The following is a 24,419-nucleotide window of genomic DNA, read 5'->3' on the forward strand; positions in this document are numbered from 1 at the left end:
TCAGCAGTTGTCGACGTCGGCGCGGAGCGCTTCGGTGCAGATGGCCGGTGTCGCGGAGACGGCCCGCCGGAGCAGCTCGTAGAGCGTCTCCCGTTCGGCGGGTCCCAGTGCGGTCAGCACCTCGTCCTCGGCGCCAGCCAGGGCGCATTCGGCCTCTTTGAGGTGTTTCGCGCCATCTTCGGTCAACTCGACGACGTGTCGTCGGCGGTCCTCGGGTGAGCGTCGCCGCTCGACCAGGTGCTTCGCTTCCAGGTCGTTGAGCAGCCCGACGATGTTCGTGCTGTCCATTTCCAGGGTGCTGGCGAGCGCCTGCTGACTGCTGCCGCCGCCGTCCCGCAACACGGTGAGCGCGACCAGGTGCCGTGGTCGCAGGCCCAGTGGCGCCAGCACCGACTCCGACCGCAGTCGCATCCGCCGGGCCAGGTGGTCCAGGAGCGCGCCCGAGCGGTGCTCCGAGGGATCTGGGGCCAGGGCGGACATGTGACCCAGTCTACCGAGCGATTGGAACATCTGCCTGCTATAAATAGTTGGCGCTACACAGACGATCCCTGGAGGGGGAACCATGCATCTTCTGCATATTGACTCGAGCATCCGCGGTGAGTGGTCGATCAGCCGGCGGCTCACCGCCCGCGCGGTCGCCGCATGGCGTGCGGCCCACCTGGACGGCACGGTGGACTACCGGGACCTCGGCGCCAAGCCGCTGCCGCACCTCGACGCGGACGGCGGGCTGGCTCGGATGACGCCGCCGGACCAGCACACCCCGGCCCAGCGCGAGTCCTGGGAGCTCAGCGAGCGGCTGGTCGACGAGGTGAAGCGGGCCGACGTGGTGCTGCTCGGCCTGCCGCTCTACAACTACGGCGCGCCCAGCAGCGTCAAGTCCTGGGTCGACCACCTGATCGTCGCCGGCCTCACCTACGACCCGACGACGCAGGAGGGCCTGCTCGGTGGACGCGAGTTCGTGGTGCTGGCCAGCCGGGGTGGCGGCTACGGCGAGGGCACCCCACGCCACGGCTGGGACCACGCGGAGCAGTGGCTCCCGCACGGCCTGTCGATGACCGGCCTGGAGCCGCGCTTCATTCATGCCGAGCTGACCCTGGCGCCCTCGGTGCCGGCGATGGCCGAGCTGATCCCGCTGCACGAGGCGAGCCTCGCGGCGGCCGAGAAGGAGATCGACAACCTCTGGGTGCCGGCCTCCGCCCAGCGCTGAACAACCTGCGCCGAGCATGACGAACGGCCGCCCCCGAAACGGGGACGGCCGTTCGTCATGCCGTACGGGTCAGAGGATGGTCCATGTGTCGCCACTGCCCAGCAGGCCGGCGAGCTGCTGCTCGGGAGTTTCGGTGACAGTCGCCTTGGCGGCCGCGAGCTGACTCTGCACCACGCTGTCGTAGGACGGCCGGTCCACCGAGCGGAACACACCGATCGGGGTGTTGCGCAGGTCGAGACCGGGCAGCCGGGACAGCGCGAACGCGTACGCCGGGTCGGCCACCGTCGCGTCGTGCACGACGATCTCTTCCGGGCGGACCGAACTGGTCTCCCGGACCTCCAGGCCGAAGCCACCCGGCGGGTGAACCACGCAGAACTGCCCGTCGGCGCCGAAGGTGATCGGCTGGCCGTGCTCCAGGCGGATCAGGTAGTCGTCCCGCGTGGACGGGTCCTTGAGCTGCTCGAACGCCCCATCGTTGAAGATGTTGCAGTTCTGGTAGATCTCCACGAACGCCGAACCCTCGTGCTCGGCGGCGGCCCGCAGCACCGACTGGAGGTGCTTGCGGTCCGAGTCGATGGTCCGGCCGACGAAGCTGGCCTCCGCGCCGAGCGCGAGCGAGAGCGGGTTGAACGGGGCGTCCGCCGAGCCGGCCGGGGTCGACTTGGTGACCTTGCCGACCTCGGAGGTGGGCGAATACTGACCCTTGGTCAGACCGTAGATCCGGTTGTTGAACAGCAGGATCTTGAGGTTGACGTTGCGCCGCAACGCGTGGATCAGGTGGTTGCCGCCGATGGAGAGCGCGTCGCCGTCGCCGGTGACCACCCAGACCGACAGGTCCGGCCGGGACACCGACAGGCCGGTCGCGATCGCCGGGGCGCGGCCGTGGATCGAGTGCATCCCGTACGTGTTCATGTAGTACGGGAAGCGCGACGAGCAGCCGATCCCGGAGACGAAGACCGTGCGCTCCCGGGGGATGTTCAGCTCCGGCATGAACTGCTGGATGGCCGCCAGGATCGCGTAGTCACCGCAGCCGGGGCACCAGCGCACCTCCTGGTCGGACTTGAAGTCCTTCGCGGTGAGCTTGAGGGCGACGGGCTCAGACATTCTTCAGGACCTCTTCCAGCGTCGTCTCCAGCTCGGCGGCCGTGAACGGCAGGCCGCGGACCTGGTTGTAGCTGATCGCGTCGACCAGGTAGCGCGCCCGGATGACGTGGGCGAGCTGACCCAGGTTCATCTCCGGGATGACCACCTTGTCGTACGAGCGCAGCACCTCACCAAGGTTGGCCGGCATCGGGGCGAGGTGCCGCAGGTGTGCCTGGGCGATGGACAGCCCACGCTGGCGCACCCCGCGGCAGGCCGCGCCGATCGGCCCGTACGTCGAGCCCCAGCCGAGGACCAGCACCCGGGCGTCGCCGTCCGGGTCCTCCACCTCGATGTCCGGCACCGGAATCGTCTCGATCCGGGCCGCCCGGGTGCGCACCATGAAGTCGTGGTTGGCCGGGTCGTACGAGATGTCGCCGGTCTTGTCGGCCTTCTCCAGGCCGCCGATCCGGTGCTCCAGCCCGGCGGTGCCGGGGATCGCCCACGGGCGGGCCAGGGTCTCCGGGTCGCGCAGGTAGGGCAGGAAGGTGGTGCCGTCGTCGCCGTTGGGCTTGGTGGCGAACTCGACCCGCAGGTCGGGCAGCGACTCCACGTCGGGCAGCAGCCACGGCTCCGAACCGTTGGCGACGTAGTTGTCGGACAGCAGGATCACCGGAGTGCGGTAGGTCAGCGCGATCCGGGCCGCCTCCAGCGCCGCGAAGAAGCAGTCCGACGGTGACCGGGGCGCGATGACCGCGACGGGCGCCTCGCCGTGCCGGCCGTAGAGCGCCATGTTGAGGTCGGCCTGCTCGGTCTTGGTCGGCATGCCGGTCGACGGGCCGGCGCGCTGCACGTCCACGATCACCAGCGGCAGCTCCAGCGCCACCGCGAGCGAGATCGTCTCGCTCTTGAGCGCCACACCGGGGCCGCTGGTGGTGGTCACGCCGAGCGAGCCGCCGTACGACGCGCCCAGCGCGGCGCCGACCGCGGCGATCTCGTCCTCGGCCTGCACTGTGAGAACGCCGAAGCGCTTGTGCTTGCTCAGCTCGTGCAGGATGTCGGAGGCGGGCGTGATCGGGTATGCGCCGAGGAAGACCGGCAGCCCGGACCGGACCCCGGCGGCGACCAGCCCCAGCGAGAGCGCCGCGTTGCCGGTGATGTTGCGGTAGGTGCCCGGCTTCATCTTCGCCGGCTTGACCTCGTAGCGGACCGCGAAGTCCTCGGTCGTCTCGCCGAAGTTCCAGCCGGCCTTGAAGGCGGCGACGTTCGCCGCGACCAGCTCCGGACGGGCCGCGAACTTGCGCTCCAGGAAGCGCAGCGTCGACTCGAAGGGCCGGGAGTACATCCAGGAGAGCAGGCCGAGGGCGAACATGTTCTTCGACCGCTCGGCGTCCTTCTTGGACACCTGGTACGCGGCGAGCGCACCGACCGTCATCGAGGTCAGCGCCACCGGGTGCACGACGTAGCCGGCCAGCGAGTCGTCGTCCAGAGGGCTGGCCTGGTAGCCGACCTTGGCGAGGTTGCGCTTGGTGAACTCGTCGGTGTTGACGATGATGTCCGCGCCGCGCGGCAGATCGGCCAGGTTGGCCTTGAGGGCCGCCGGGTTCATCGCCACCAGCACGTTCGGCGCGTCGCCCGGTGTGAGGATGTCGTAGTCGGCGAAGTGCACCTGGAAGCTCGACACACCGGGCAGGGTGCCGGCGGGAGCCCGGATCTCGGCGGGGAAGTTTGGCAGCGTGGAGATGTCGTTGCCGAGCTGCGCCGTCTCCGAGGTGAACCGGTCGCCGGTCAGCTGCATGCCGTCGCCGGAGTCACCGGCGAATCGGATGACCACCCGGTCGAGCTGACGGATCTGCTTGGTCACTGTGCCACCTTCGTTCGCGACTGCGGGGCTCGCAGAAACTCGCCATGCCCGGCCACGGAACCTCCTTGACGCAACGTGTCACCGCACCGCCCCAGGCTGGTCCGGCCGCTGTCGTACCTCACCTGAGAGCCTACGTCTAAGGGAGCCCTAACCATCCCCGGAGGTCCGCCGACTGGGACCCCTAACCGCTGCGGATTGCCCCGGTTTGCGGTGTTACGCCCCGCCCGCCGTAATTCAGATCACCACCGGATCACCACGGCGACCCCGACCGGGTGCGGCGGGGTCGCCGGGCGATCACTCGACCGGGTTGGGCGCGGGCCCGGGCGCCGGGCCGTTGAGGCGGCGGCGCAGCGAGACAGTGGCCAGGGTGAGGGCGAGCACCACCAGCAGCGTGGAGACCACGATCAGGATGATCGCGGTGCGCTGCACCGAGGTCATCCCGCCGTCGCCGTTGGCAGCACCCCCGGGGAGTACGCCCTGGGAACCGGTCGGTGCGGGCGGTGAGACCACCGGCGTGGCCAGCGCGGCCGCAGCGGTGATCCGGAAGCTCATCTGGAGTTGCCGGGTCGCGCCGCTGCGTGGGTCGAGTTGACCGATCAGGGCACCGGACAGCGGTGCCGCCCGCTGGGCCTCCGGCGTCGCCTCCACCGGCAGCCGCAACTCGGCGGTCTTACCCGCCGCCACCAGACCCGCGTCGCAGCGGGTCCGGGTCGGGTCGACCGCCACGCAGCCGGGCGGCGGAGTCGGAACGGTCACCCCGGGTGGCAGCACGACCTCGACCCGGCCGGTGGCGTCCACCGCGCCGGTGTTGCCCAGTCGGAGCGCGAGGGTGCTGGCGGCACCGCTGATGTCGAAGGCCACCTCGTCGGCGGCGAGAGCGATCCCGGCCGCCGGCGGGCCGGGCGGGAAGAGCACCGCGAAGCCCTGGTCGTCCTTTGCTTCCCCGGGCACTCCCGGCGCGTCCGCGACGACCTGGACGGAGCCGGCGAGCGGCATCTGCTTCCACGCGCTGCCGTCGACCCGCAGGCGGAGCAGGGCGCTGAACCGTACGCCCGCCTCGGCTGTCCAGGCCCCACAGCGGTACGTGCCGTTACCGGCGGCGGTGCAGCCCTTCGTGCCGACGTCGGTCAGCCCGGCCGGCAGCGTGTACGAGAGCCGGATCCGCTGCGCGGTCGTGCCCGTGTTGTTGACGGTGACCTGCAACGTGGTGGCCGTGCTGGCGGCGTTCCAGTAGGCCTCGGTGAGGGTGACGTCCTGGGTGGTGACCTGGACGCCCAACGGGCTCGGCGGCGGCGCCGCCGAGCCTGGGGGAGGCGGGCGGACCGGCGGGACCGGGGGTGGCGGCGCGATCGGGGGCACGGCTGTCGGTGGTCCGCCGGGCGCGGGCGCGGTGGTGGTCGGTGCCGGAGGCACCTCCGGGGCGGTGGTCACCGGTGGCGGTGGCGTCGTCTCCGGCGCGGGTGCGGTGGTCTCCGGCGCCGGGTCGGTGGGCACCGGATCCGTCGGCTCCTCGGTCGGGGTCGGATCCTGCGACGCGGTGGTCTCCGGTTCGCTGACCGGGTCGGTGACCATCACGACCGGCTCGGGTTCCGGCGTCGCCGCGTTGGCTCCGGTCGGTCCCACGGCGAGCGCCGTGAGCAGGCCGAGCGCGAGCGCGGCCGCCAGCGAGGGCGCGGTACGCCGCACCTCCGCCCGGAGACCGGGCAATGCCTTCACGCGGGCCATCTGTCCTCCGTGCCGTGGGTGGGGGTCCAGTATTCGGTAACAGTTGCCCTGGTGCACTAGTCCCGTCCGGAAACAAATCCGTAACGTGTTTGGGACGACGCCTCCGGGCGGACGGTAGGCTCCCGAACTGTGACCGGATACCTGGGCTCGTACGCGACGCTCGGGCTCTTACTGCTCGCCAGCGTCCTGTTCTTCGTTACGGCGTTCTCGGCCAACCGGGTGTTACGTCCCGCGCGTCCGGCCGACCCGCCCGGCAAACGGACCAGCTACGAGTGCGGTCTCGACCCGGTCGGCGCGGACTGGGCGCAGATGCAGATCCGCTACTACGTGTACGCGTACCTGTACGTGCTGTTTGCGGTCGAGGCGGTGTTCCTCTTCCCCTGGGCGGTGGTCTTCGACCGGCCGGGCTTCGGCCTGGTGACGGTGGTGGAGATGGCGGTGTTCGTGGCGGTGCTCGCGCTCGGCATCCTCTATGCCTGGCGCAGGAACATCCTCCGCTGGACCTGAGCGTCACGACCTCCGGCGATCGTGTCGGCCCGCCCGGCCGTTAGCGGTCGGTTACGGCGACGACCGGTCAGGCCAGCCCTCGGCGGGTCGCTGCCGGCGGGCGGTCACCCCGGATCGAGGCCACCATGTCCAGCACCCGGCGGGTGGGGCCGACCTGGTGGGCCCGGAAGACCCGGGCGCCCAGCCAGGCCGACACCGCCGTCGCGGCCAGCGTCCCCTCCAGCCGTTCGGCCACCGGCAGGTCCAGCGTCTCGCCGACGAAGTCCTTGTTGGAGAGCGCCACCAGCACCGGCCAGCCGGTCGAGGTCAGCTCGTCCAGTCGGTGGGTGATCTCCAGGGAATGCCGGGTGTTCTTGCCGAAGTCGTGTGCCGGGTCGATGAGGATGCCGTCGGGGCGTACCCCTGCCGCCACCGCGCGCTCGGCGAGCCCGGTCACCGTCGTCACCACGTCGGCGACCACGTCGTCGAAGGCGGCCCGGTGTGGCCTGGTCCGGGGGACCAGGCCACCGGCGTGCGAACAGACCAGGCCCGCGCCGGTCTGCGCGGCCACCCGGGCCAGCGCCGGGTCGGCACCCGACCAGGTGTCGTTGAGCAGGTCGGCGCCGGCCGCCACGGCCTCCGTGGCCACCTCGGCGCGCCAGGTGTCGATGGAGATGACCACCTCCGGGAACGCGGCCCGGACGGCGGCGATGGTGTCCACCGTGCGCCGGATCTCCTCGGCGGCGCCCACGTCCGCGCCGGGGCCGGCCTTGACCCCGCCGATGTCGATGATGGCCGCGCCCTCGGCCACCGCCCGCTCCACCGCGCGCAGGGCGCTGTCGGCGGCGAAGGTGGCCCCCCGGTCGAAGAACGAGTCCGGCGTGCGGTTGATGATCGCCATCACCACCAGCTCGCCGGGGGCGAACGTGCGCCCACCCAGCCGAAGCGCCCCCGCCATGCCGCCTCCTGAGAGTCCGCGCCGTCGCCGCCGCGTCGGCCGGTCCCGACGCTAGTCGGTCGACGGAGGAGAACCGTGGGCGGGAGTCCGCACCGATCATGATCGGAACGGGTGGCGGGGTCGCTCCTGGCCGGCTGCCATGCCACGATCAGTACATGGGTCAGCTTCTGCTCCTTCTGGTCGTGGCATTGACCGTCGCGGCGGTGATATTCGGCGTGACGGTGCTGGTCAGCGGCCGCGATCCCGGCCTGGTGCCCACCGAACCGGACTCCCAGGCCGTGGCGTTGCCGGGCACCCGTCCGCTGCGCGAATCCGACGTGGGGGCGGTCCGTTTCGACACCGGGTTGCGCGGGTACCGGATGGCCCAGGTCGATCAGGCGATGCGCCGCGCCGCCTACGACATCGGCTACAAGTCCGAGCTGATCGGCGTACTGGAGGCGGAGGTCACCGCGTTGCGTGAAGGCCGCACCGACGACGCGGAGGCGCTGCGCCAGGCCCGTGAGCAGTCCGCCAGCAAGGCGACGAACGCGGACGTGACCGACCCGGACGACAACGCGTCATCGACCGATGTCGTGGGTTCCGACGCCGGCCCGCTGCCCGCCGCCACGTCGTCTCCGGCGGATTCCGACGGCGTGGCCCCGCTCGACGGCGAGCCGACCGATCGTGAGCCGACCGATCGTGAGCCGACCGACGGCGATCGTGAGCCGACCGACGGCGATCGTGAGCAGACCGACGGCACGTCCGCCGACGGCACCGGGCAGCGCGACGTGGTGGTCCGGTCGGAGTCGGCGTGACCGACCCGGTAGGCGCTGACGATCTTCGGGAGGCAGCCCAACCCGGCGCCGGCGAGGTGACCGCCACGGTGATCGTCGACGCACCGGCGGAGCAGGTCTTCGCCGCGCTGCTCGCCTGGGAGCGCCAGTCCGACTGGATCCCGTTCACCCGTGTCCGGGTGGTCGAGGGTGACGGGCGCGAGGGCAGCCGGATCGAGGCGGTGACCGCGGTAGGCCGGGCCACGCTGCGCGACGAGATGCGGGTGGTCCGGGTCGACGAACCGTACGAGATCGGCGTCGTGCACCACGGTCAGTTGCTGCGTGGCCCGGGCGTGCTGCGCTGCACCCAGCTGGGCCGGGCCCGCACCCAGGTCGTCTGGCACGAGTGGTTCCATCTGCCGGGCGGCCGGGCCGGTCGACTGGCCTGGCCGCTGCTCTGGCCCGGCTCCAAGCTCGGCCTCACCCAGGCGCTGAAGAGGTTCGCCCGTCTGGTCGAGCAGGGCCAACTGCCCTGACCGCGCCCGGTGCCGGCTGCCAGCCCGGCGCTCGGAAGAGGTGCCCGACCCGATGCCGCCAGGTCGCCGCGGTGCGGAGGTCCCGGGCGATCGAGGCGTACTCGTGGAAGGCCACCCGGACGGGGTTGTAGCTGCCGACGTTCTTGGTGAGGCCGTACACGCAGCGCTCCCGCTCGGCGGCGAACGAGCCGAAGAGCCGGTCCCAGACGATCAGGATGCCGCCGAAGTTGCGGTCCAGGTAGCCGCCCTGGGAGGCGTGGTGCACCCGGTGGTGCGACGGGGTGTTGAACACCGCCTCGTACCAGCGCGGCATGCGGTCGATGCGTTCGGTGTGGATCCAGAACTGGTAGAGCAGGTTGACCGAGCCGCAGAACGCGACCACCGCCGGGTGTACGCCGATGAGGATCAGCGGGATGTAGAAGACCCAACTGGTCAGCCCGGTCCACGGTTGGCGCAGCGCCGTGGAGAGGTTGAACCGCTGCGACGAGTGGTGCACCACGTGCGAGGCCCAGAGGATCCGGATCACGTGGTGGCCGCGATGGGACCAGTAGTAGAAGAAGTCCTGCGCGAGCAGGATCAGCGGCCAGGTCCACCAGACCTCGGCCACCCGCAGCGGGGTGAGCGCGTAGAGCAGCGCGTACGCGGCGGCGATCGGCACCTTCCAGAGCAGGTCGGTGAAGATGCTGCCCAGGCCCATCGCCATGCTGGTCGCGGTGTCGGCGCCGCCGTAGCCGACCTCGTCGTCGTCTCGGTGCAGCAGGTAGGAGACCCGCTCCAGCACGATGAGCAACACGAAGGCCGGGATCGACCAGGCGATGACGTCCGGGAATTCTTTCATCGCGCGGCCTCCGCTCGCCGTCGCCGGTCGGGGCGCACCGCTGGGTGACCCCGAGCTACCGGTCGGTAACCAGCACCTTAGGCAGCCGAACGCCCGGTGGCAATGGGGTGTCGGTGCGATGCCCTAGCGTGTACGAGGTGACAGACCTGGTGATCGGCGCCGACGGCCTGGCGCGCTGCGCGTGGGGGTCGAGCACCCCCGACTACGCCGTCTACCACGACACCGAGTGGGGGCGGCCGCTGCGCGGCGACGACGCGCTCTACGAGCGGATGACGCTGGAGGCGTTCCAGTCAGGCCTGTCCTGGTTGACCATCCTGCGCAAGCGCCCGGCGTTCCGGCTGGCCTTCGACGAGTTCCACCTCCCGACCGTCGCCGTATACGGCGACGCCGACGTGACCCGGCTGCTGGCCGACGCGGGCATCGTCCGTAACCGGGCCAAGATCGAGGCGGCGATCGCCAACGCCCGCGCCGCACTGGAGCTGCCGGAGGGGCTGTCCGCGCTGCTCTGGTCCTTCGCTCCGGAGCGCCGGCCGGCCCGTCCCGCCTCGTTCGCCGAGCTGGCGCCGATCACCGGAGAGTCGACGGCGATGGCCAAGGCGCTCAAGAAGCGCGGCTTCCGGTTCGTGGGCCCGACCACCGCGTACGCGCTGATGCAGGCCACCGGCATGGTCGACGATCACATCGTCGGCTGTCACGTCACGCTCCCATCGGCGACATGATGAGATGGCTGACATGACGACCGAGACCGCTCACCGGGCCGGTGGCCCCGGCCGTGCCGACGGGGTGGGCACCTGGGCCGTGCTGCTGCCAGCCGAACGGTACGAAGCCGAGCGGCTCGTGCACCACGACACGCTGGAGCTGACCGGTCTGACCGACGTCGTCCGACCGGGCCCGGGAGACCAGGTGGCGGTGCTGGTCGACGCGCCGCCGCGGCTGGTGGCGCTCGGTCGGGTCGCCGCGACGGGTCAACGCCACCGGGAAGACCCGGACGACCCGCAGTCCGACGTCGAGCCGGGGACGCTCGTCGTGGCGTACACCCGCAGGATCTTCGACGAGCCGGCGCCGGCCGACCTGCTGATGCTCGACGGGCCGGTCACCGCGCTGGAGCCGGCGGCCTTCCGGGCGCTGGCCGACCAGCTCGGCCCGCCCCCGGCGCGGCGCACCTGGCTGGTCAGCCTCGACCTGCCCATCGAGGCCGCCACGCCGGCCGAGGCGGTCCGGCTGTTCTGGTCCTACGTGCAGGAGCTGGGCCCCCGCGAGCTGCCCGCCTTCGTCTCGCCGGCCGGCGACGAGCTGGCCATGCAGGCGTTCGTGCTGGGCGCAGAGGCCAATCAGGACCCGGAAGAGGACGACTAGGGCGTGTTTCGGGAGTGTCGGCCGGCCAGCACTTCCGAAACACGCCCTAAAACAGCTTGTCCACTCGGCCCCGCCAGTCGGCGAGGATCGGGCCCGGGTCGGTGTCCAGCACCCGTTCCAGCAGGGTGGCGTAGACGTCCCGGAAGTCGGTGGTGAACTTCAGGTCGCCGTCGTCGAGGTCGGTGAGGCTCGGCGCCGCTCCGTGCCAACCGCCGCGTACGCCCGCGCCGAGCAGCAGCACGTCCGAGGCGGTGCCGTGGTCGGTGCCGTCCGAGGCGTTCGCCCGTACGCGCCGGCCGAACTCGGAGTAGACCGCCACCACCACCTTCCGACCCGCCTCGGTGCGGCTCATCCGGTCGGCGAACCCGGTCAACGCCCGGTCCAGTTGGCCCAGCAGGACGGCCTGCAACTGCTTCTCGTCCGCGTGCGTGTCGAAGCCACCGAGCGACACCGAGAACGCCCGCGTGGACACTCCCGCCTCGACGCACTGCGCGACCAGGTCCAGCTGCGCGTCCAGCGGGGTGCGTGCCCCGCCCGTCGCCGTGGCCGGCGCCTGCTCGCCGTCCGGGTCCGCCGTGTCCGGGTCGGCGGCGTCGCGTACCTGGCGGATCATCTCGTCCACCGACCGCAGGTCGGCGAAGCAGGCGGCGGCCCGGCTCCGGGCCGCCGACTCATCGGCCTGGGCGGCGGCGAGCGCGGCCAGCGTCTCCGCGGACAGGCCCTTGGCGGCCTTCCGTTCGGTCACCGGCACAGCGGCGCCGGCACTCTGCGCCCCGGCCAGCAGCGGCGGCAGCGCCGGCTCGAAGGAGACCGCCAGCCGGGGGTCGCCGCCGGCGGAGTCCAGCCAACGGCCCAGCCACCCGGTGTTGCCCGGCCGGTCCGGCTGCGCGGTGTGCCAGATGTCCATCGACCGGAAGTGGCTGCGATCCGGCTTCGGGTAGCCGACCCCGCGCACGATCGCCAGCCCGCCGCCGGACCAGCGCCGGTGCAGGCCGGCCAGCGCCGGGTTGAGACCGAAGTCGTCGTCCAACCGCAGCACCTCCCCGTCCGGGTACGCCAGCTCGGGGCGGGCCGCCCGGTAGGCCGGGTCGCCGTACGGGATGACCGTGTTGAGCCCGTCGTTGCCGCCGTAGAGGGTCACCAGCACCAGCGTGCGGGCCTGCGGATCGCGGTCCCCGCTGGTGTCCAACAGGTCCCGCAGGCTGTACGCGCCGGCTCCGGCGGCCAGCGCGCCCGCGCCGACCACCCCGCTGGTCAGCAGGAACCTGCGTCGGGTCAGGGTGTCCATGTCGACTCCTCCGCTCAGCTGACTGTGTATTCGGGGCTGACCAGGCCGGCGGCCAGCAACTTGCGGGGCTCGTCGGCCAGCGGCGTGAGGGCGGCACGGGTGCGCGCGCTCCAGTCGTCGACCACCAGCAGTCGGGCCAGCGCGTCCGGTCGGCCGGCGGTGGGCGCGGCGGTCAGCCGGGCCAGCACCGCTGGTGCCGTGGCGGCGGCGAGCATCCCGGCGGTGCGCAGCCGGGCCTGCAACGACGAGGTGGTCAGCCAGGCCGCCCCGGCGGGCCAGCCACCCACGCTGGGCGGTCGCAGCGGCACCTGGTCCAGGGCGTTCAGACCGGCCAGCAGTTGTTTGCGTTGCTGCTCGGGCAGGGCGGAGGGTCGGATGCCGAGCTGGCGTAGCGCACCTACCAGCCACTCCACCGGCTGCTTGACCAGCGTGCCCCGGGACTGGGCGAAGGCCGGCGTGGAGAAGAGCGCGCGCAGGGTCGCGGCGGTGTCCGCGCCGGCCAGGCCGTCCGGTGCCGGCACCTCGGTGCCCGCGTAGCGGAACCAGAGCCGCCCGGCCACGAAGGTCGCCGCCGCGGGTTGGGCGGCCAGCAGCCCGGCGTACGCCTCGGCGTCGAACCGGCTGCTCTGCCCGAGGATGGTCTTCTCGCCGGGGTCGTGCCGCCTGGCCTCGAACCGGGCGACACCGGTACGCCGGTCGACCACCCAGCCCGTCAGGGCGCGCGCACCGGCCTTCACGTCCGCCTCGGTGTAGTTGCCGATGCCGAGGGTGAACAGCTCCATCAGCTCGCGGGCCAGGTTCTCGTTCGGTGCCTTGCGGGTGTTCTTCTGCCCGTCCAGCCAAAGGATCAGGGCGGGGTCGCGCACCATCGCCGCGACCAGCGGGCCGAGCGGCCCCCGTCCGTGGCGGCGCAGCGTCTCCAACTGACCCAGCATCGTCCGCGCGGACTTGACCTTCTGAGCGCTGGTCGCCCAGTGCCCGTGCCAGAAGAAGAGCAGCTTCTCGGTCAGCCCGTCCTCGGCGGCCACCATCCGGTCCAGCCACCACCCGGTGACCTGCTGGAGCTGCTCACGGCGCTCCGCGTTGGCCTGCTGCCGCTGCTCCCGGGTGGATTCGCCGGTCAGCCGGGCGTACGGGTCCGCGGCCAGCGCCGGCGGTGGGGTGGCCGCCGCACCACGGTCGGCCCGACCGGGGGCGAGCAGCCGGTCCAGCGTCGCCGCCGGGCCGGCCCGCTCGGCCGCGTCCACCTCGTCGGCGGTCGGCCCGAAGGTGGCCCGGCGCAGCAGGTGCGCCACCGCTTCACGATCGCTCATACCTGCCGACGCTAGGTGGCCCGTGTTCGAGGACGGTAAGGGCGGCGTCCGAATCGCGTTCAGCGTCCCTCGAAGACCGGTTTCTGCTTGGCGACGAAGGCGAGCGTGGCCGCCCGGTGGTCGGCGGTGGCACCGCAGATCGACTGGGCCTGCGCCTCGGCCGCGAGGGCGTCGGCGAGGGTGCCGGCGTCGGCGATGGAGAGTTGCCGCTTGATCGCCCCGTACGCGACGGTGGGGCCGGCGGCGAGGCGGGCGGCCAACTCCTGTGCTGCCGGCAGCACCTGCTCGTCGTCGTCGGTCAGCCGGTTGAGCAGCCCCAGCCGGCAGGCCTCCTCGGCGCGGACCGGCTCGGCCAGCATCAGCAGCTCCACCGCCTTGGCGTGGCCGACCAGTCGGGGCAGCGTCCAGGAGGCGCCGGTGTCGGCGGCGAGGCCGACCTTGGCGAAGGCCATCAGGAAACTGGTCGTCGGCCCGCCGATGCGGATGTCGGCGAGGAACGCCAACGACGCGCCTGCCCCGGCGGCCATCCCACGGACCGCGGCGACCACCGGCTTGGGCAGGTTGGCCAGCCGGGCGGCGATCGGGTTGTAGTGCGCCCGCACGGTGCCCAGCGGGTCACTGGCGGAGTTCTCCAGGGTCGACACGTGCTCGCGCAGGTCCTGACCGGCGCTGAACGATCCGCCCGCCCCGGCCAGCACGACCGCGCGGCAGGACCGGTCGGTCTCCAGCTCCGCCAGGGCGTCCCGCAGCGCCTCCTTGAGCGCCACGTCGAGCGCGTTCATCGCGTTCGGCCGGTTCAGCGTGAGGGTGACGACGGCGTCGGTCCGGTCGACCAGCAGCGGCTCGGTCACGTGTCTAACGACCCTTCTGTCGGACGAGGCGGTTGCCGGCGTCGAGGCACTGTTCGACGTACCGGTCGGCGGCCGGACGCAGACGTGCCGCGTGCCGGTCGAAGAAACTGGCCGCGGCGGTGCCGGGCCAGCGCTCGGGCAGCAGCGCCGGGGGCAGCTGCGGGTCCTGGAACAGGAACGTACGCCACGCGTGCACGAGCCGGAACCGGGTCGCGTACGCCTCCTCGTCGCTGCTGCGCACGGTGACCGCCGCGAGCAGCGGGCGCTGGTCCGCGACGAACCGCTCGTAGGCGTGGCCGATCTCGGTGAGGTTCCACGCCCGCCGGACCACACCCATCGCGCCGGGGGTGCCGGCGAAGTGCGAGGCGGTGAACCGCTCGAACCGGATGCCGGCCTCGGCGAGGAGCAGGTCCACGTCCTCGGCGGGGCGGGTGGCGACCCAGGTCTGCTCGTCGAGGGTGCCGTAGCCGAGGAAGCTCAGGTTGGAGGCGAGCCGCTGCCGGTCCCGTCGGGAGCCGGGGGCCTCCAGCACCAGCAGATCGAACCGGCCGTCCCAGGTGACCCGGCCGGTCCGGTAGATCCGGGCCGCTGCCTCGTCGAGTCGTCGGGCTGCTTTCGGTGTGATCGAATATCCCGGTCCGGAGACCAATCGGAGTGGCTCCAGCCAGCCCTGGCGCACCATCCGAGACACTGCGGTGCGAACGGCTGGCGGTGCGATTCCCAGCGGCGCCAGCAGCTTGACCAGGGCAGCAACCGGTGCACGGCCACCCCTCGGACGGAGGTGGTCGCCGTACAGGTCGAAGAGTGCCGACCGTGCCTGCATGACCGCACATTGTGACAGGCCTTCTCAAGATAAGCTAGATGCTGTTACATCAATGCTGCTCCGGTTTGGGTCCGGCGGTGTTCATCAGGGAAAATCGTTGGTCGACACCCCCGTGACCGTTGCGGGTGGTCGAGACGAAGTGGCTGTGGGGCAACCCACCGACCCTGGTGTAGGTCTGAGGGGAGACAACATGGCGGCGATGAAGCCGCGGACGGGCGACGGTCCGCTGGAAGTCACCAAGGAGGGGCGGGGCATCGTCATGCGGGTCCCGCTGGAGGGCGGTGGCCGGCTCGTCGTCGAGATGACTCCCGACGAGGCCAACGCGCTCGGTGACGCGTTGAAGGCAGCGGCCGGCTGAGTAAGGAGTGGTCCGGGCGGCTCACGCCGCCCGGAGCGTTCTTGCGACCCTGAGCCACCGGTAACGCCGGTGGCTCAGGGTCTTCATCAGCGCGGGCAGGCGGGCTCGGTTCCGCTCCGCGACACTTTCCTGGAGGTACGGTCCCGCGTGCTCGCCATCCGTCTGATCGCCGAGCCCGACCGGCTCGACGTGCTCGTCCTGCCTGTTCGCACCGCCGATGCGGCAGCGGGAGGTGACACCTCGGCCGAGCCCGTCTCGACCGCCGTGGCACCCCCGGACGGCACGGCCGACGAGGCCGCCGCGCTGGTGCCGGCGGCCCGACTGAGCGGACGGGCCGGTGAGATCCACACCCAGCTCCGCCCCGGGCGCACTCCCGGCCGGCTGCTGCTGCTCGGCATCGGTGACGGCGACGAGGCGGCCTGGCGGACGGCTGGCGCGGCCCTGGCCCGCTCCGCTGCGGATGAGATCCATATCACCATCGCGTTACCGGAGGGCGTGACTCCGGCCGCCGTCCGCGGGTTCACCGAGGGGCTGCTGCTCGCCCCATACCGGTTCCGGATGACCGAGGCCGGCACCACAGCGGCGCTCAGCAGCGTCGATCTGCTGCTGGCCGACCCGGGCGCGTTCGAGGCCATCGTCGCCACGGCCCAGACCACCGCGGCGATGACCCACCTCGCCCGTGACCTGACCAACACCCCCAGCTCGCTGAAGAACCCGCAGTGGTTCGCCGAGCAGGTGGCCTCCGCCGCAGCCGACCTGCCGCACCTGCGGCTGCGGGTCCGTGGCCCGGACGAGCTGGCCGCCGAGGGCTTCGGCGGCATCCTCGCCGTGGGCGGCGGCTCGGCCAGCGGCCCCCGACTCGTCGAACTGGACTGGCACCCCGCCGACGCGCGTACGCACGTTGTGCTGATCGGCAAGGGCATCACCTTCGACACCGGCGGCATCTCGATCAAGCCGGTGCCGGCGATGAAACTGATGCGCAAGGACATGGCCGGCGCCGCCGCCGTCGTGGCCGCCACCCTGGGCGCCGCCATGCTGCGGCTGCCGGTCCGGGTCACCACGCTGGCCCCGCTCGCCGAGAACATGGTCAGCGGCTCCGCGTTCCGCCCCGGCGACGTCGTCCGGCACTACGGGGGCACGACCAGCGAGACGACCAACTCCGACGCCGAGGGCCGGCTGGTCCTCGCCGACGCGCTCGCGTACGCGGTGCAGCAGCTCAAGCCGGACCTGCTGCTCGACCTGGCCACCCTCACCGGCGCCAACGCCGTAGCCCTGGGCAAGCGCACCGCCGCCCTGTACAGCGAGAACGACCAGCTGGCCGCCGACGTGCGGGCCGCGGCCGAGGCCGCCGGCGAGTCGGTGTGGCGGATGCCGCTGCACGGCGACTACGTCGAATACCTGGGCAGCGAGATCGCCGACCTCTACAGCGCGCCGGCGCAGGGTGCCGGCTCGGTGCTGGCCGCCCTCTACCTGCGTGAGTTCACGGGCGACCTACGCGACCGCTGGCTGCACCTGGACATGTCGGCCCCGTCCTGGGCGGACGGCGACCACGCCGAGGTCAGCCGAGGCGCCACCGGCTGGGGCGTCCGTTGGTTGCTGCGCTGGCTGGCCAGCGTCGACTGACCAGGTCAGCACTTCACCGCGGCGAGCACCCCGTGGCCGACCGGAAGCAGAGCGGGGATCCAGTGCTCCGACTCCCGGACCGCCTTGATCGTCTCGCGGACGGTCACCGTCTCCGCGTCCCGAGCGGCAGGGTCACCGATCCGGCCGCCGGCAAGCACACCGTTGAGCGCGAGCACGCCCCCCGGGCGCAACAACCGCAGCGCCGCCTCCACGCAGGCGTGGAAGCCGGTCGCCTCCGCGTCCACGAAGACAAGGTCGTACGCGCCGTCGGCGAGCCGGGGCAGCACGTCCAACGCGCGACCGGTGATGATCCGCGTACGGCCGGCGGCGAAGCCCGCCTCGGCGAAGATCCGTCGCGCGATCCGCTGGTGCTCCACCTCCACGTCGATGGTGGTGAGCACGCCGTCGGCGCGCATGCCGCGGAGCAGCCAGACGCCGCTCACCCCGGTGCCGGTGCCGATCTCCACCACGGCGCGGGCGTTGCCGGCAGCGGCCAGCAGCCGCAGCGCCGCTCCCGCGCCGGGGGTGACCGCGTCGAGGCCCACCTCCCGGGCCAGGCTGCGGGCGGTGCGCAGAACGAGGTCCTCGGTGACGTACGACTCGGCGAACTGTTGAGCCTGTGCCGTCGAACTGCCGGAACCGGCGACCGTGGCGATGGGGCACCTCCGGGGGCGGTGCGTGGTGCGGGGGCGGGTTGGCACTGTGAGCGTAGAGGCGACCGTCATGAGGCGCAGCCGCGCCTCCGCCTGTTGCGATCACCGGGGCAAGCGGTGACTCCATCGCGGGCATCCGTGCAATCCTGGAGGCGGTATCCCGTCAGCCGCGACCGAACCGGCCCGTGGCCGGGCGACGCGGCGCGGGATCCGGGGACGGACTGGGAGGCACCGACGTGACCGACGGCTGGGACTGGCGCCGGGGCGGTGAGACCCCGGCGGGACCGCCCGGGGCAGGGACCCCTCCGGCGGGATCGCCGACCACGCCAGGGGCTGGCAACGTGCCCATCGTGCCGTCAGCCGGCGGCCCGGCACCAGGGCACCCGCCGACGACGCCCGGGGCCGCTGTGCCGCCTGTCGGGCCCTCGTCGAGCTGGCCCGCACCCGGCACGTACGGCCCGGCTGGGGCGTCGCCCTGGCCCGCAGCTGGCACGTACGACTCAGCCGGGGCGTCGCCCTGGCCGGCACCTGGCACCTACGGCCCGGCTGGGCCCTCGTCGAGCTGGCCGGCACCCGGCACGTCCGGCACGGTTGGGGCGTCGCCCTGGTGGTCGGACGCGCTTGCTGATCCATGGCGGGACCCGGCTGCGCCGACCGCGGTGGTGGTGCCCGGAGTGGTGGCGACCGGCGCCGAGCCCGAGGTGGTCACCGACCCGGACGCGCCGGGCCGACCGACGCTGCGTCACCTGCTGCTCATCCCCGTACTCACCGCACTGCTGGCCGGCACCCTCGGCGGCGCGCTCGGCTACGCGTTCGCGGTCCGCGGCGGGGCCGGTGAGGTGGTGCTCGGCGGTGCGCCGGCGGAGGCCCCGGCGCTGGCCCAGCGCAAACCGGAGTCACTGGCCGGTGTCGCCGAGCGGGTCCTGCCCAGCGTGGTCACCGTGCGGGTGAGCAGTCTCGGCGGCACCAGTGAGGGCTCCGGCTTCATCGCCACCGCCGACGGTCATGTGATCACCAACGACCATGTGGTGGCCGGCGGCACCGGCAAGGCCTCGGTGGTCTTCAACGACGGCAGCACCGCGCCGGCGACCATCGTCGGTCAGGACCCGGAATCGGACATCGCCGTGATCAAGGTGAGTCGGCCCGGCCTGCGGGCGGTGGAGTTCGGGGACTCCGACGCGCTGGCCGTCGGCGACCCGGTGCTCGCCATGGGCTCACCGCTCTCGCTGGCCAACACGGTCACCGCCGGCATCGTGAGTGCCCTGGACCGGACGATGCAGGCCGGTGAGCCGGGCGGGCCGGTGCGCTACTACGCGGCGATCCAGACCGACGCCGCGGTCAACCACGGCAACTCCGGCGGGCCGTTGGTCGACGGCGCCGGGCGGGTGGTCGGGGTCAACTCCACCATCAAGTCACTGGTCGCCGAGGGGCAGGAGGCCGGCAACATCGGCCTCGCCTTCGCCATCCCGATCAACCAGGCCAAACGGGTGACCCAGGACATCATCGGCACCGGCAAGGCCCGGCGTACGGTGATCGGCGCCCGCGTGGACGGCCCGACCGGAGCTCTCGGGGGTGGCCTGCGACTGGCGGAGGTGGAGCCGTCCGGCCCGGCGGCCGGCGCCGGGTTGAAGGTCGGCGACGTGATCCTCAAGATCAACGGCCGGCCGATGACCGAGCCGACGGACCTGACCGCGCTGGTACGCAAGTACGCGCCTGGATCGGTGGTGACCGTCGAGTTCCGGCGGGGCTCCGACCGGCAGAACACCTCGGTAACTCTCGCCGCGGACGCGAAGTGAACAGCGGCTCACCCCTTGCCCGAACGCCTCCCGGCGTGCGTAGTCTTGCTGCTGACGCCGAGAGGAGGCCAGCGGGATGCTCGACAACCTGAACTGGTGGGAAATCGGAGCGCTGCTGCTCCTGGCGCTGCTGATCTTCGGTGACCGGCTGCCCGCAGTCATCACCGACGGCCTGCGGCTGGTGCGCAACCTGCGCAACATGGCCCGCAACGCCACCGGTGACCTGAGTCGCGAGCTGGGCACCGACATCCAGCTGGAGGACCTGCACCCGAAGGCGTTCATCCGCAAGCACCTCCTCAGCGAGGAGGACGAGGCGGCGATCCGTAAGCCGTTGCAGGGCGTCTATGACAACCTGCGCGCCGACGTCAGCAGCGTGCACGACGACCTCAAGGACGTGGCCAGCTCCGCCGACCTGAGGTCGGACGGCGCCCGGCCCGGCACGGCCACCACCAGCCCCTCGGCGCCGGCCCCCCGCGTCAGCTACGACGACGCCACCTGACCGACCCCGCGTGCTCGGCCCGCGCTCGGCTCTGCCTCTGCGGCCTGCCGTCGTGCTCGCGCGGCCTGCGCTCGCCTTGATCAGCTCGGGTTTCAGGAAGTCGGCCTTAAATCGGCGCGGAACGCCCCGACTTTCAGAAACCCGAGTTGACCATGCGCCGCGCGGCCGTGCCGACCACGCGGCCACGCGGGCCGTGCCGACCACGCGGACCGTGGCGGCCGTGCCGGCCACGCCGGGGCTGGACTGCCCACCCGCAGACACGACTCAGCCCGCCGGCCAACAGTGGCCGACGGGCTGGCGGTGTCGTGGTGGTCAGCGACCGGCGGGCTTGAGGCCGAGCGGCTTGCCGAGCAGCGACTCACGGCGCATCGCGAGCCGGTCGGCGACGGAGTTGAGTGCCTGCGCGGCCGGGGACTCCGGATCGGCCAGCACGATCGGGTTGCCCGCGTCGCCGGCTTCGCGGACCCGGGTGTCCAGCGGGATCTGCCCGAGCAGTGGCACCTGGGCGCCGATGGTCCGGCTCAGCGACTCGGCGACGGCCGTGCCACCCCCGGCACCAAAGATCTCCATCCGTGAGCCGTCCGGGAGCTCCAGCCAGGACATGTTCTCGATGACGCCGACGACCCGCTGGTGGGTCTGCAGGGCGATCGCACCGGCCCGCTCGGCCACCTCGGCGGCGGCGGTCTGTGGGGTGGTGACGATCAGGATCTCCGAGTTGGGGAGCAGTTGGGCCAGCGAGATGGCCACGTCGCCAGTGCCCGGGGGCAGGTCGAGCAGGAGCACGTCCAGGTCGCCCCAGTAGACGTCGGCCAGGAACTGCTGCAACGCCCGGTGCAGCATCGGGCCGCGCCACACCACTGCGGCGTTGCCGGAGGTGAACATGCCGATGGAGATCACCTTCACGCCGTGCGACTGCGGCGGCATGATCATGTCTTCGACGCGGGTGGGCCGGGCCTCCGTGCCGAGCATCCGGGGCACCGAGTGGCCGTAGATGTCCGCGTCGACCACGCCGACGGAGAGCCCGCGGGCGGCGAGGGCCGCTGCCAGGTTGACAGTCACGCTGGACTTGCCGACGCCACCCTTGCCGCTGGCAACCGCGTACACACGGGTGCGCGAGCCGGGCTGGGCGAACGGGATGACGGGCTCCTCGGTGGCGCCTCCGCCGCGCAGCTGCGACTGCAACCCCTGCCGCTGCTCGGGGGTCATCACACCGAAGTCGATCTCCACGCCGGTGACGCCGGGCACCGCTGCGACGGCGGCGGTGATGTCGTTACGCAGCTTGTCCTTCAGGGGGCAGCCGGCGACGGTGAGCAGCAGCTCGACGCGTACGACACCGCTGGCACCGATCGTGGCGGAGCGGACCATGCCCAGCTCGGTGATGGGCCGGCGGATCTCCGGGTCGTTGACGGTGGCCAGGGCGGCCTGGATCGCGTCCTCGACGGTGCTCACGGGTGCTGACATGCCCGCAATGCTACGTCGCGGGGCATCCGCTGCCGCCGCTGGCCGGGGCGGTGTGAGCCAATCGATGACCCGTTGATCAGCCGTCCGCTGGGCGCGGCCCGGTGCCGTCCGGCCGGGCTTCCCGGGCGAAGTCGCCGTCCAGGTCGTCGCGTGGCTCGTCCAGGCCGACACCGTCGGTCGGTCGCCTGCCGCGCTTCTCCTGCCGGATGTCCTTGTCCTGCTGGCGGCGTTCCAGCCGTTGCCGGCGCTGCCCCGCCTCGTCCAGTTCCTCGGCCAGCCGGGCCAGCTCGGAGCGGAGGAAGTCGCGGGTGGCCACCTCACCCATCGCGATCCGCAGTGCGGCGATCTCCCTCGCCAGGTACTCGGTGTCCGCCTTCTGCGCGGTGGCTCGCCGCCGGTCCTCCTCCAGGGCCACGCGGTCCCGGTCGGCCTGCCGGTTCTGGGCCAGCAGGATCAGCGGCGCCGCGTAGCTGGCCTGCAACGACAGCACCAGGGTCAGGAACGTGAAGGTGTACGGGTCGAAGCGCAGGTCCGTCGGGGCCAACGTGTTCCAGACGAACCAGATCGCGATCACCACCGTCATGACGACGATGAAGTTCGCGGTGCCCATGCCCCGGGCGATGCCCTCGGACCACCGGCCGAAGGCCTCCGCGTCGAACCGGGGCAGCTTGATGCCCCGGGGCTCGCGTGGCTGGTCGAGCCGCTCGTTCCGCCGCTGCTCAGCCATCCGCGCCGTCCAGCCCCACGTCGGTGGTGCCCGGGCCGGTCAGGGCGTCGCGGTCCCGCCAGTCCCGGGGCAGCGAGTGGTCCAGCACGTCGTCCACTGTCACGGCGCCGACCAGCCGGTTGCTCCGGTCGATCACCGGCATGGCGACCAGGTCGTAGGTGGCCATCCGACGGGTGATCTCCGGTAACGGGGTGGTGGGGCGCAGCGGGTCGATGTCGTTGACCACCACCTTGCCCAGCAGGTCGGCCGGCGGCTCACGCAGCAGCGCCTGGAAGTGCACCATGCCCAGGTAGCGGCCAGTCGGGGTGATCTGCGGCGCCCGGGTCACGAAGACCTGTGCGGCGACGGCGGGAGAGAGCTGTGGCTCCCGGATCCGGGCCAGCGCCTCGGCGACGGTGGCGTCCGGCGGCAGGATGACCGGCTCCGAGGTCATCACACTGCCCGCCGTGCCGGGCGTGTATTTCAGGAGCTGACGCACCGGGTCGGCCTCGTCCGGCTCCATGAGGTCCAGCAGCACGTCCTGCTCCGGTGGGGGCAGCTCGTTGAGCAGGTCCGCGGCGTCGTCCGGGTCCATCTCCTCCAGTACGTCGGCGGCCCGCTCCCGGTCGAGGGCGGCGAGGATCTCCACCTGGTCGTGCTCGGGCAGCTCGCTGAGCACGTCGGCCAGCCGCTCGTCGTCCAGCGCGGCAGCGACCTCGTTGCGCCGGGCGTCGGGCAGGTCCTGCAGCGCGTTGGCCAGGTCGGCCGGGCGCATGTCCTCCAGGACGGCGAGCAGGTTGGCCGTACCCCGGTTGTCGGCGATGCCGCTGAGCCCGCGCACCCGGTCCCACTCGACCTGGTGCAGGTGGCCGCGGCGGCTGAGCCGACCGGTCTGCTCCCGTACGGCGACGCGGGTCAGCGACCACTCGCCGCCCCGGCTGCAGTCCATCGCGACGTCCACGACGGCGCCGGGCTGGCCGCCCGGGTCGAGCTGTACCCGTCGGTCCAGCAGTTCCTGGAGCACCAGCAGCTCGTTCGGGCGCTTCTCGAACCGGCGCAGGTTGAGGGTGCCGGAGCCCAGCACGACGGCGTCCACGTCGATGGACGTGATCCGGTTGATGGACAGGAAGATCCGGCGGCGCATCGGCATCTCGGCGACGAGGCCCACCACCTCCGGGGGCCTTTTGGTCGCCCGCAGCCGTGCCACGGCGTCACGAACCCGCCCCACCTGGTCACCGTTCGGGTCGAAGACGGCGACTCCGGCGAGACGGGCGATGTAGACCCGGGTCGGCGTGCTCACGGGCACCAGCCTAAGCGCCTAGTGTTTATCAACATGTCGACCTTGGCCTACGAGATCGTGGACGTCTTCACCGACCGCCCTTTCGCCGGCAACCCGCTGGCCGTGGTGTTCGGCGCGGAAGCGCTGGCCACCGAGCAGATGCAGGCGCTCGCGTTGGAGTTCAACCTGTCCGAGACGGTGTTCGTGCTGCCACCGACCCAGGTCGGCGCCACCTACCGGGCCCGGATCTTCACCCCGGTGGAGGAGTTGCCGTTCGCCGGGCACCCGAGCGTCGGCGCGGCGGTCACCGCCAGCCGCCGGGGCATGTTCGGTGTGGGACAGGTCACCCAGGAGTGCGAGGCCGGGGTGCTGCCGATCGAGGTGACCGCGTCGGGGGCGACGCTGACCGGGGGCACGCCGACTCTCGGGCCGGAGTTGGACCCGGAGCCGTTGCTGGAGATCGCCGGGCTGCTCGCGGACGACCACATCGGGCCCGCTCCCCGCGTCGCCGGCTGCGGTTTGGAGTTCCCGTACCTCCCGGTGCGTCCGGAGTCGGTGGCCCGCGCGCGGGTGAACGCGACGGCGGCGCAGCGTTATGGGGTGTCGCACGTCAGCGTCTTCTCCTGGGACGCCGCCACGCAAACCGCGCACGCCCGGGTCTTCGTGCCGGGGATGGGTGTCCCGGAGGACCCGGCGACCGGCTCGGCGGCCCTCGGCCTCGGTGTCTGGCTGGTGGCGAGCGGTCAGCTGCCGGCCGAAGGGCTGTCCCGTTACGCGGTCCGTCAGGGTGTGGAGATCAACCGCCCGTCCTCGCTGGCCTGCACGGTCACCGCGGCGAACGGTGTGGCGGTCGGCGCGACCGTCGCCGGTCAGGTGATGCCGGTGGCGCGCGGTGAGATCGCGGTGCCGCCGTTCGTGGGCTGATCGCACCAAAGCGCCGCCGGCCTACGCGTCAGCGGCCAAGGTG

24 protein-coding genes and 1 pseudogene are annotated in these 24,419 nt (G+C 72.2%); 11 read left to right on the plus strand and 14 right to left on the minus strand.

What is annotated here, in order from left to right; genetic code table 11:
- Positions 1-480 (minus strand): MarR family winged helix-turn-helix transcriptional regulator, encoded by a 480-nt coding sequence (locus tag GA0070619_RS31355; protein WP_172862150.1) that lies wholly within the window; start codon positions 478-480, stop codon positions 1-3.
- A gap of 82 nt (positions 481-562) precedes the next feature.
- On the opposite strand from GA0070619_RS31355, the gene GA0070619_RS31360 reads away from it, so the two are divergent.
- Positions 563-1,207: an FMN-dependent NADH-azoreductase gene (locus tag GA0070619_RS31360; RefSeq protein ID WP_088951352.1), complete on the plus strand. Its 645-nt coding sequence runs from the start codon at positions 563-565 to the stop codon at positions 1,205-1,207.
- 69 nt (positions 1,208-1,276) lie between these two features.
- On the opposite strand, the gene GA0070619_RS31365 is transcribed toward GA0070619_RS31360, so the two are convergent.
- The 3 genes from GA0070619_RS31365 to GA0070619_RS31375 form a co-directional block, all read right to left on the minus strand.
- The gene (locus GA0070619_RS31365; RefSeq protein ID WP_088951353.1) at positions 1,277-2,311 is read right to left on the minus strand and encodes a 2-oxoacid:ferredoxin oxidoreductase subunit beta; all 1,035 of its coding nucleotides are present in this window, start codon (positions 2,309-2,311) and stop codon (positions 1,277-1,279) included.
- The gene (locus GA0070619_RS31370; protein ID WP_088951354.1) at positions 2,304-4,151 is read right to left on the minus strand and encodes a 2-oxoacid:acceptor oxidoreductase subunit alpha; all 1,848 of its coding nucleotides are present in this window, start codon (positions 4,149-4,151) and stop codon (positions 2,304-2,306) included. Before GA0070619_RS31370 ends, GA0070619_RS31365 begins: the two co-directional genes overlap by 8 nt.
- A gap of 294 nt (positions 4,152-4,445) precedes the next feature.
- Entirely contained in the window at positions 4,446-5,876 is a 1,431-nt protein-coding gene (locus GA0070619_RS31375) for a hypothetical protein (RefSeq protein WP_088951355.1), read from the minus strand.
- A 129-nt stretch (positions 5,877-6,005) separates the two neighbouring features.
- Between GA0070619_RS31375 and ndhC the strand changes: the two genes are divergently transcribed.
- Positions 6,006-6,383 carry an NADH-quinone oxidoreductase subunit A gene (gene ndhC, locus GA0070619_RS31380; protein ID WP_088951356.1) on the plus strand — a complete coding sequence of 126 codons (378 nt, stop codon included), beginning with the start codon at positions 6,006-6,008 and terminating at the stop codon, positions 6,381-6,383.
- Between the two features lie 67 nt (positions 6,384-6,450).
- On the opposite strand, the gene folP is transcribed toward ndhC, so the two are convergent.
- A complete protein-coding gene (gene folP / locus GA0070619_RS31385) occupies positions 6,451-7,320 on the minus strand; it encodes a dihydropteroate synthase (protein ID WP_088951357.1) in 870 nt (289 codons plus the stop codon).
- Positions 7,321-7,475: 155 nt separating this feature from the next.
- Here folP and GA0070619_RS33670 point away from each other — a divergent pair, with 155 nt between their 5' ends.
- Together GA0070619_RS33670 and GA0070619_RS31395 are read left to right on the plus strand one after the other, a co-directional pair.
- Positions 7,476-8,114: a DivIVA domain-containing protein gene (locus GA0070619_RS33670; protein ID WP_231927204.1), complete on the plus strand. Its 639-nt coding sequence runs from the start codon at positions 7,476-7,478 to the stop codon at positions 8,112-8,114.
- Entirely contained in the window at positions 8,111-8,608 is a 498-nt protein-coding gene (locus GA0070619_RS31395; RefSeq protein ID WP_088951358.1) for an SRPBCC family protein, read from the plus strand. The genes GA0070619_RS33670 and GA0070619_RS31395 overlap by 4 nt, the downstream gene beginning before the upstream one ends.
- Here GA0070619_RS31395 and GA0070619_RS31400 read toward each other — a convergent pair.
- The gene (locus tag GA0070619_RS31400) at positions 8,553-9,446 is read right to left on the minus strand and encodes a sterol desaturase family protein (RefSeq protein WP_088951359.1); all 894 of its coding nucleotides are present in this window, start codon (positions 9,444-9,446) and stop codon (positions 8,553-8,555) included. The two genes, GA0070619_RS31395 and GA0070619_RS31400, sit on opposite strands and share 56 nt — an antisense overlap.
- A gap of 137 nt (positions 9,447-9,583) precedes the next feature.
- Between GA0070619_RS31400 and GA0070619_RS31405 the strand changes: the two genes are divergently transcribed.
- A complete protein-coding gene (locus tag GA0070619_RS31405) occupies positions 9,584-10,165 on the plus strand; it encodes a DNA-3-methyladenine glycosylase I (RefSeq protein WP_088952175.1) in 582 nt (193 codons plus the stop codon).
- Positions 10,166-10,178: 13 nt separating this feature from the next.
- Complete coding sequence (locus GA0070619_RS31410; RefSeq protein WP_088952176.1) at positions 10,179-10,802, plus strand: hypothetical protein; 624 nt, start codon at positions 10,179-10,181, stop codon at positions 10,800-10,802.
- Positions 10,803-10,848: 46 nt separating this feature from the next.
- Here GA0070619_RS31410 and GA0070619_RS31415 read toward each other — a convergent pair whose 3' ends face one another.
- From GA0070619_RS31415 to GA0070619_RS31430, 4 genes are read right to left on the minus strand one after another with little or no spacing between them, the layout of a single operon-like run.
- Positions 10,849-12,090, minus strand: coding sequence for a DUF1501 domain-containing protein (locus GA0070619_RS31415; RefSeq protein ID WP_088951360.1), 1,242 nt, complete (start codon positions 12,088-12,090; stop codon positions 10,849-10,851).
- A 14-nt stretch (positions 12,091-12,104) separates the two neighbouring features.
- The gene (locus GA0070619_RS31420; RefSeq protein ID WP_088951361.1) at positions 12,105-13,403 is read right to left on the minus strand and encodes a DUF1800 domain-containing protein; all 1,299 of its coding nucleotides are present in this window, start codon (positions 13,401-13,403) and stop codon (positions 12,105-12,107) included.
- 59 nt (positions 13,404-13,462) lie between these two features.
- A complete protein-coding gene (locus tag GA0070619_RS31425) occupies positions 13,463-14,254 on the minus strand; it encodes an enoyl-CoA hydratase-related protein (protein ID WP_088951362.1) in 792 nt (263 codons plus the stop codon).
- Positions 14,255-14,258: 4 nt separating this feature from the next.
- Positions 14,259-15,077: a PaaX family transcriptional regulator gene (locus tag GA0070619_RS31430; protein WP_088951363.1), complete on the minus strand. Its 819-nt coding sequence runs from the start codon at positions 15,075-15,077 to the stop codon at positions 14,259-14,261.
- A 190-nt stretch (positions 15,078-15,267) separates the two neighbouring features.
- On the opposite strand from GA0070619_RS31430, the gene GA0070619_RS31435 reads away from it, so the two are divergent.
- The gene (locus GA0070619_RS31435; protein ID WP_007455245.1) at positions 15,268-15,435 is read left to right on the plus strand and encodes a DUF3117 domain-containing protein; all 168 of its coding nucleotides are present in this window, start codon (positions 15,268-15,270) and stop codon (positions 15,433-15,435) included.
- 147 nt (positions 15,436-15,582) lie between these two features.
- Complete coding sequence (locus GA0070619_RS31440; RefSeq protein ID WP_088951364.1) at positions 15,583-17,058, plus strand: leucyl aminopeptidase family protein; 1,476 nt, start codon at positions 15,583-15,585, stop codon at positions 17,056-17,058.
- Between the two features lie 5 nt (positions 17,059-17,063).
- Here GA0070619_RS31440 and GA0070619_RS31445 read toward each other — a convergent pair whose 3' ends face one another.
- Positions 17,064-17,633 carry an O-methyltransferase gene (locus tag GA0070619_RS31445; protein WP_088952177.1) on the minus strand — a complete coding sequence of 190 codons (570 nt, stop codon included), beginning with the start codon at positions 17,631-17,633 and terminating at the stop codon, positions 17,064-17,066.
- A 596-nt stretch (positions 17,634-18,229) separates the two neighbouring features.
- Here GA0070619_RS31445 and GA0070619_RS31450 point away from each other — a divergent pair.
- Positions 18,230-19,507 (plus strand): annotated as a pseudogene (locus GA0070619_RS31450) (S1C family serine protease); the annotation flags it as partial.
- 76 nt (positions 19,508-19,583) lie between these two features.
- On the plus strand, positions 19,584-20,006 hold the full coding sequence (locus GA0070619_RS31455) for a Sec-independent protein translocase family protein (protein WP_088951365.1): 423 nt from the start codon (positions 19,584-19,586) through the stop codon (positions 20,004-20,006).
- A gap of 312 nt (positions 20,007-20,318) precedes the next feature.
- Here the strand turns inward: GA0070619_RS31455 and GA0070619_RS31460 are convergent, their stop codons facing one another.
- The 3 genes from GA0070619_RS31460 to GA0070619_RS31470 all read right to left on the minus strand — a co-directional run bounded on the left by GA0070619_RS31460 (position 20,319) and on the right by GA0070619_RS31470 (position 23,473).
- Positions 20,319-21,467, minus strand: a complete 1,149-nt coding sequence (locus GA0070619_RS31460; protein WP_088951366.1) for an Mrp/NBP35 family ATP-binding protein — start codon at positions 21,465-21,467, stop codon at positions 20,319-20,321.
- Positions 21,468-21,543: 76 nt separating this feature from the next.
- Entirely contained in the window at positions 21,544-22,194 is a 651-nt protein-coding gene (locus GA0070619_RS31465; RefSeq protein ID WP_088951367.1) for a DUF1003 domain-containing protein, read from the minus strand.
- Positions 22,187-23,473, minus strand: coding sequence for a magnesium transporter MgtE N-terminal domain-containing protein (locus GA0070619_RS31470; protein ID WP_088951368.1), 1,287 nt, complete (start codon positions 23,471-23,473; stop codon positions 22,187-22,189). Before GA0070619_RS31470 ends, GA0070619_RS31465 begins: the two co-directional genes overlap by 8 nt.
- Positions 23,474-23,506: 33 nt before the next feature.
- On the opposite strand from GA0070619_RS31470, the gene GA0070619_RS31475 reads away from it, so the two are divergent.
- Positions 23,507-24,376: a PhzF family phenazine biosynthesis protein gene (locus tag GA0070619_RS31475; protein ID WP_088951369.1), complete on the plus strand. Its 870-nt coding sequence runs from the start codon at positions 23,507-23,509 to the stop codon at positions 24,374-24,376.
- Positions 24,377-24,419 lie beyond the last annotated feature (43 nt).

It is taken from the genome of Micromonospora zamorensis, from assembly GCF_900090275.1.
GTDB classification, from domain to species: Bacteria; Actinomycetota; Actinomycetes; order Mycobacteriales; family Micromonosporaceae; genus Micromonospora; species Micromonospora zamorensis.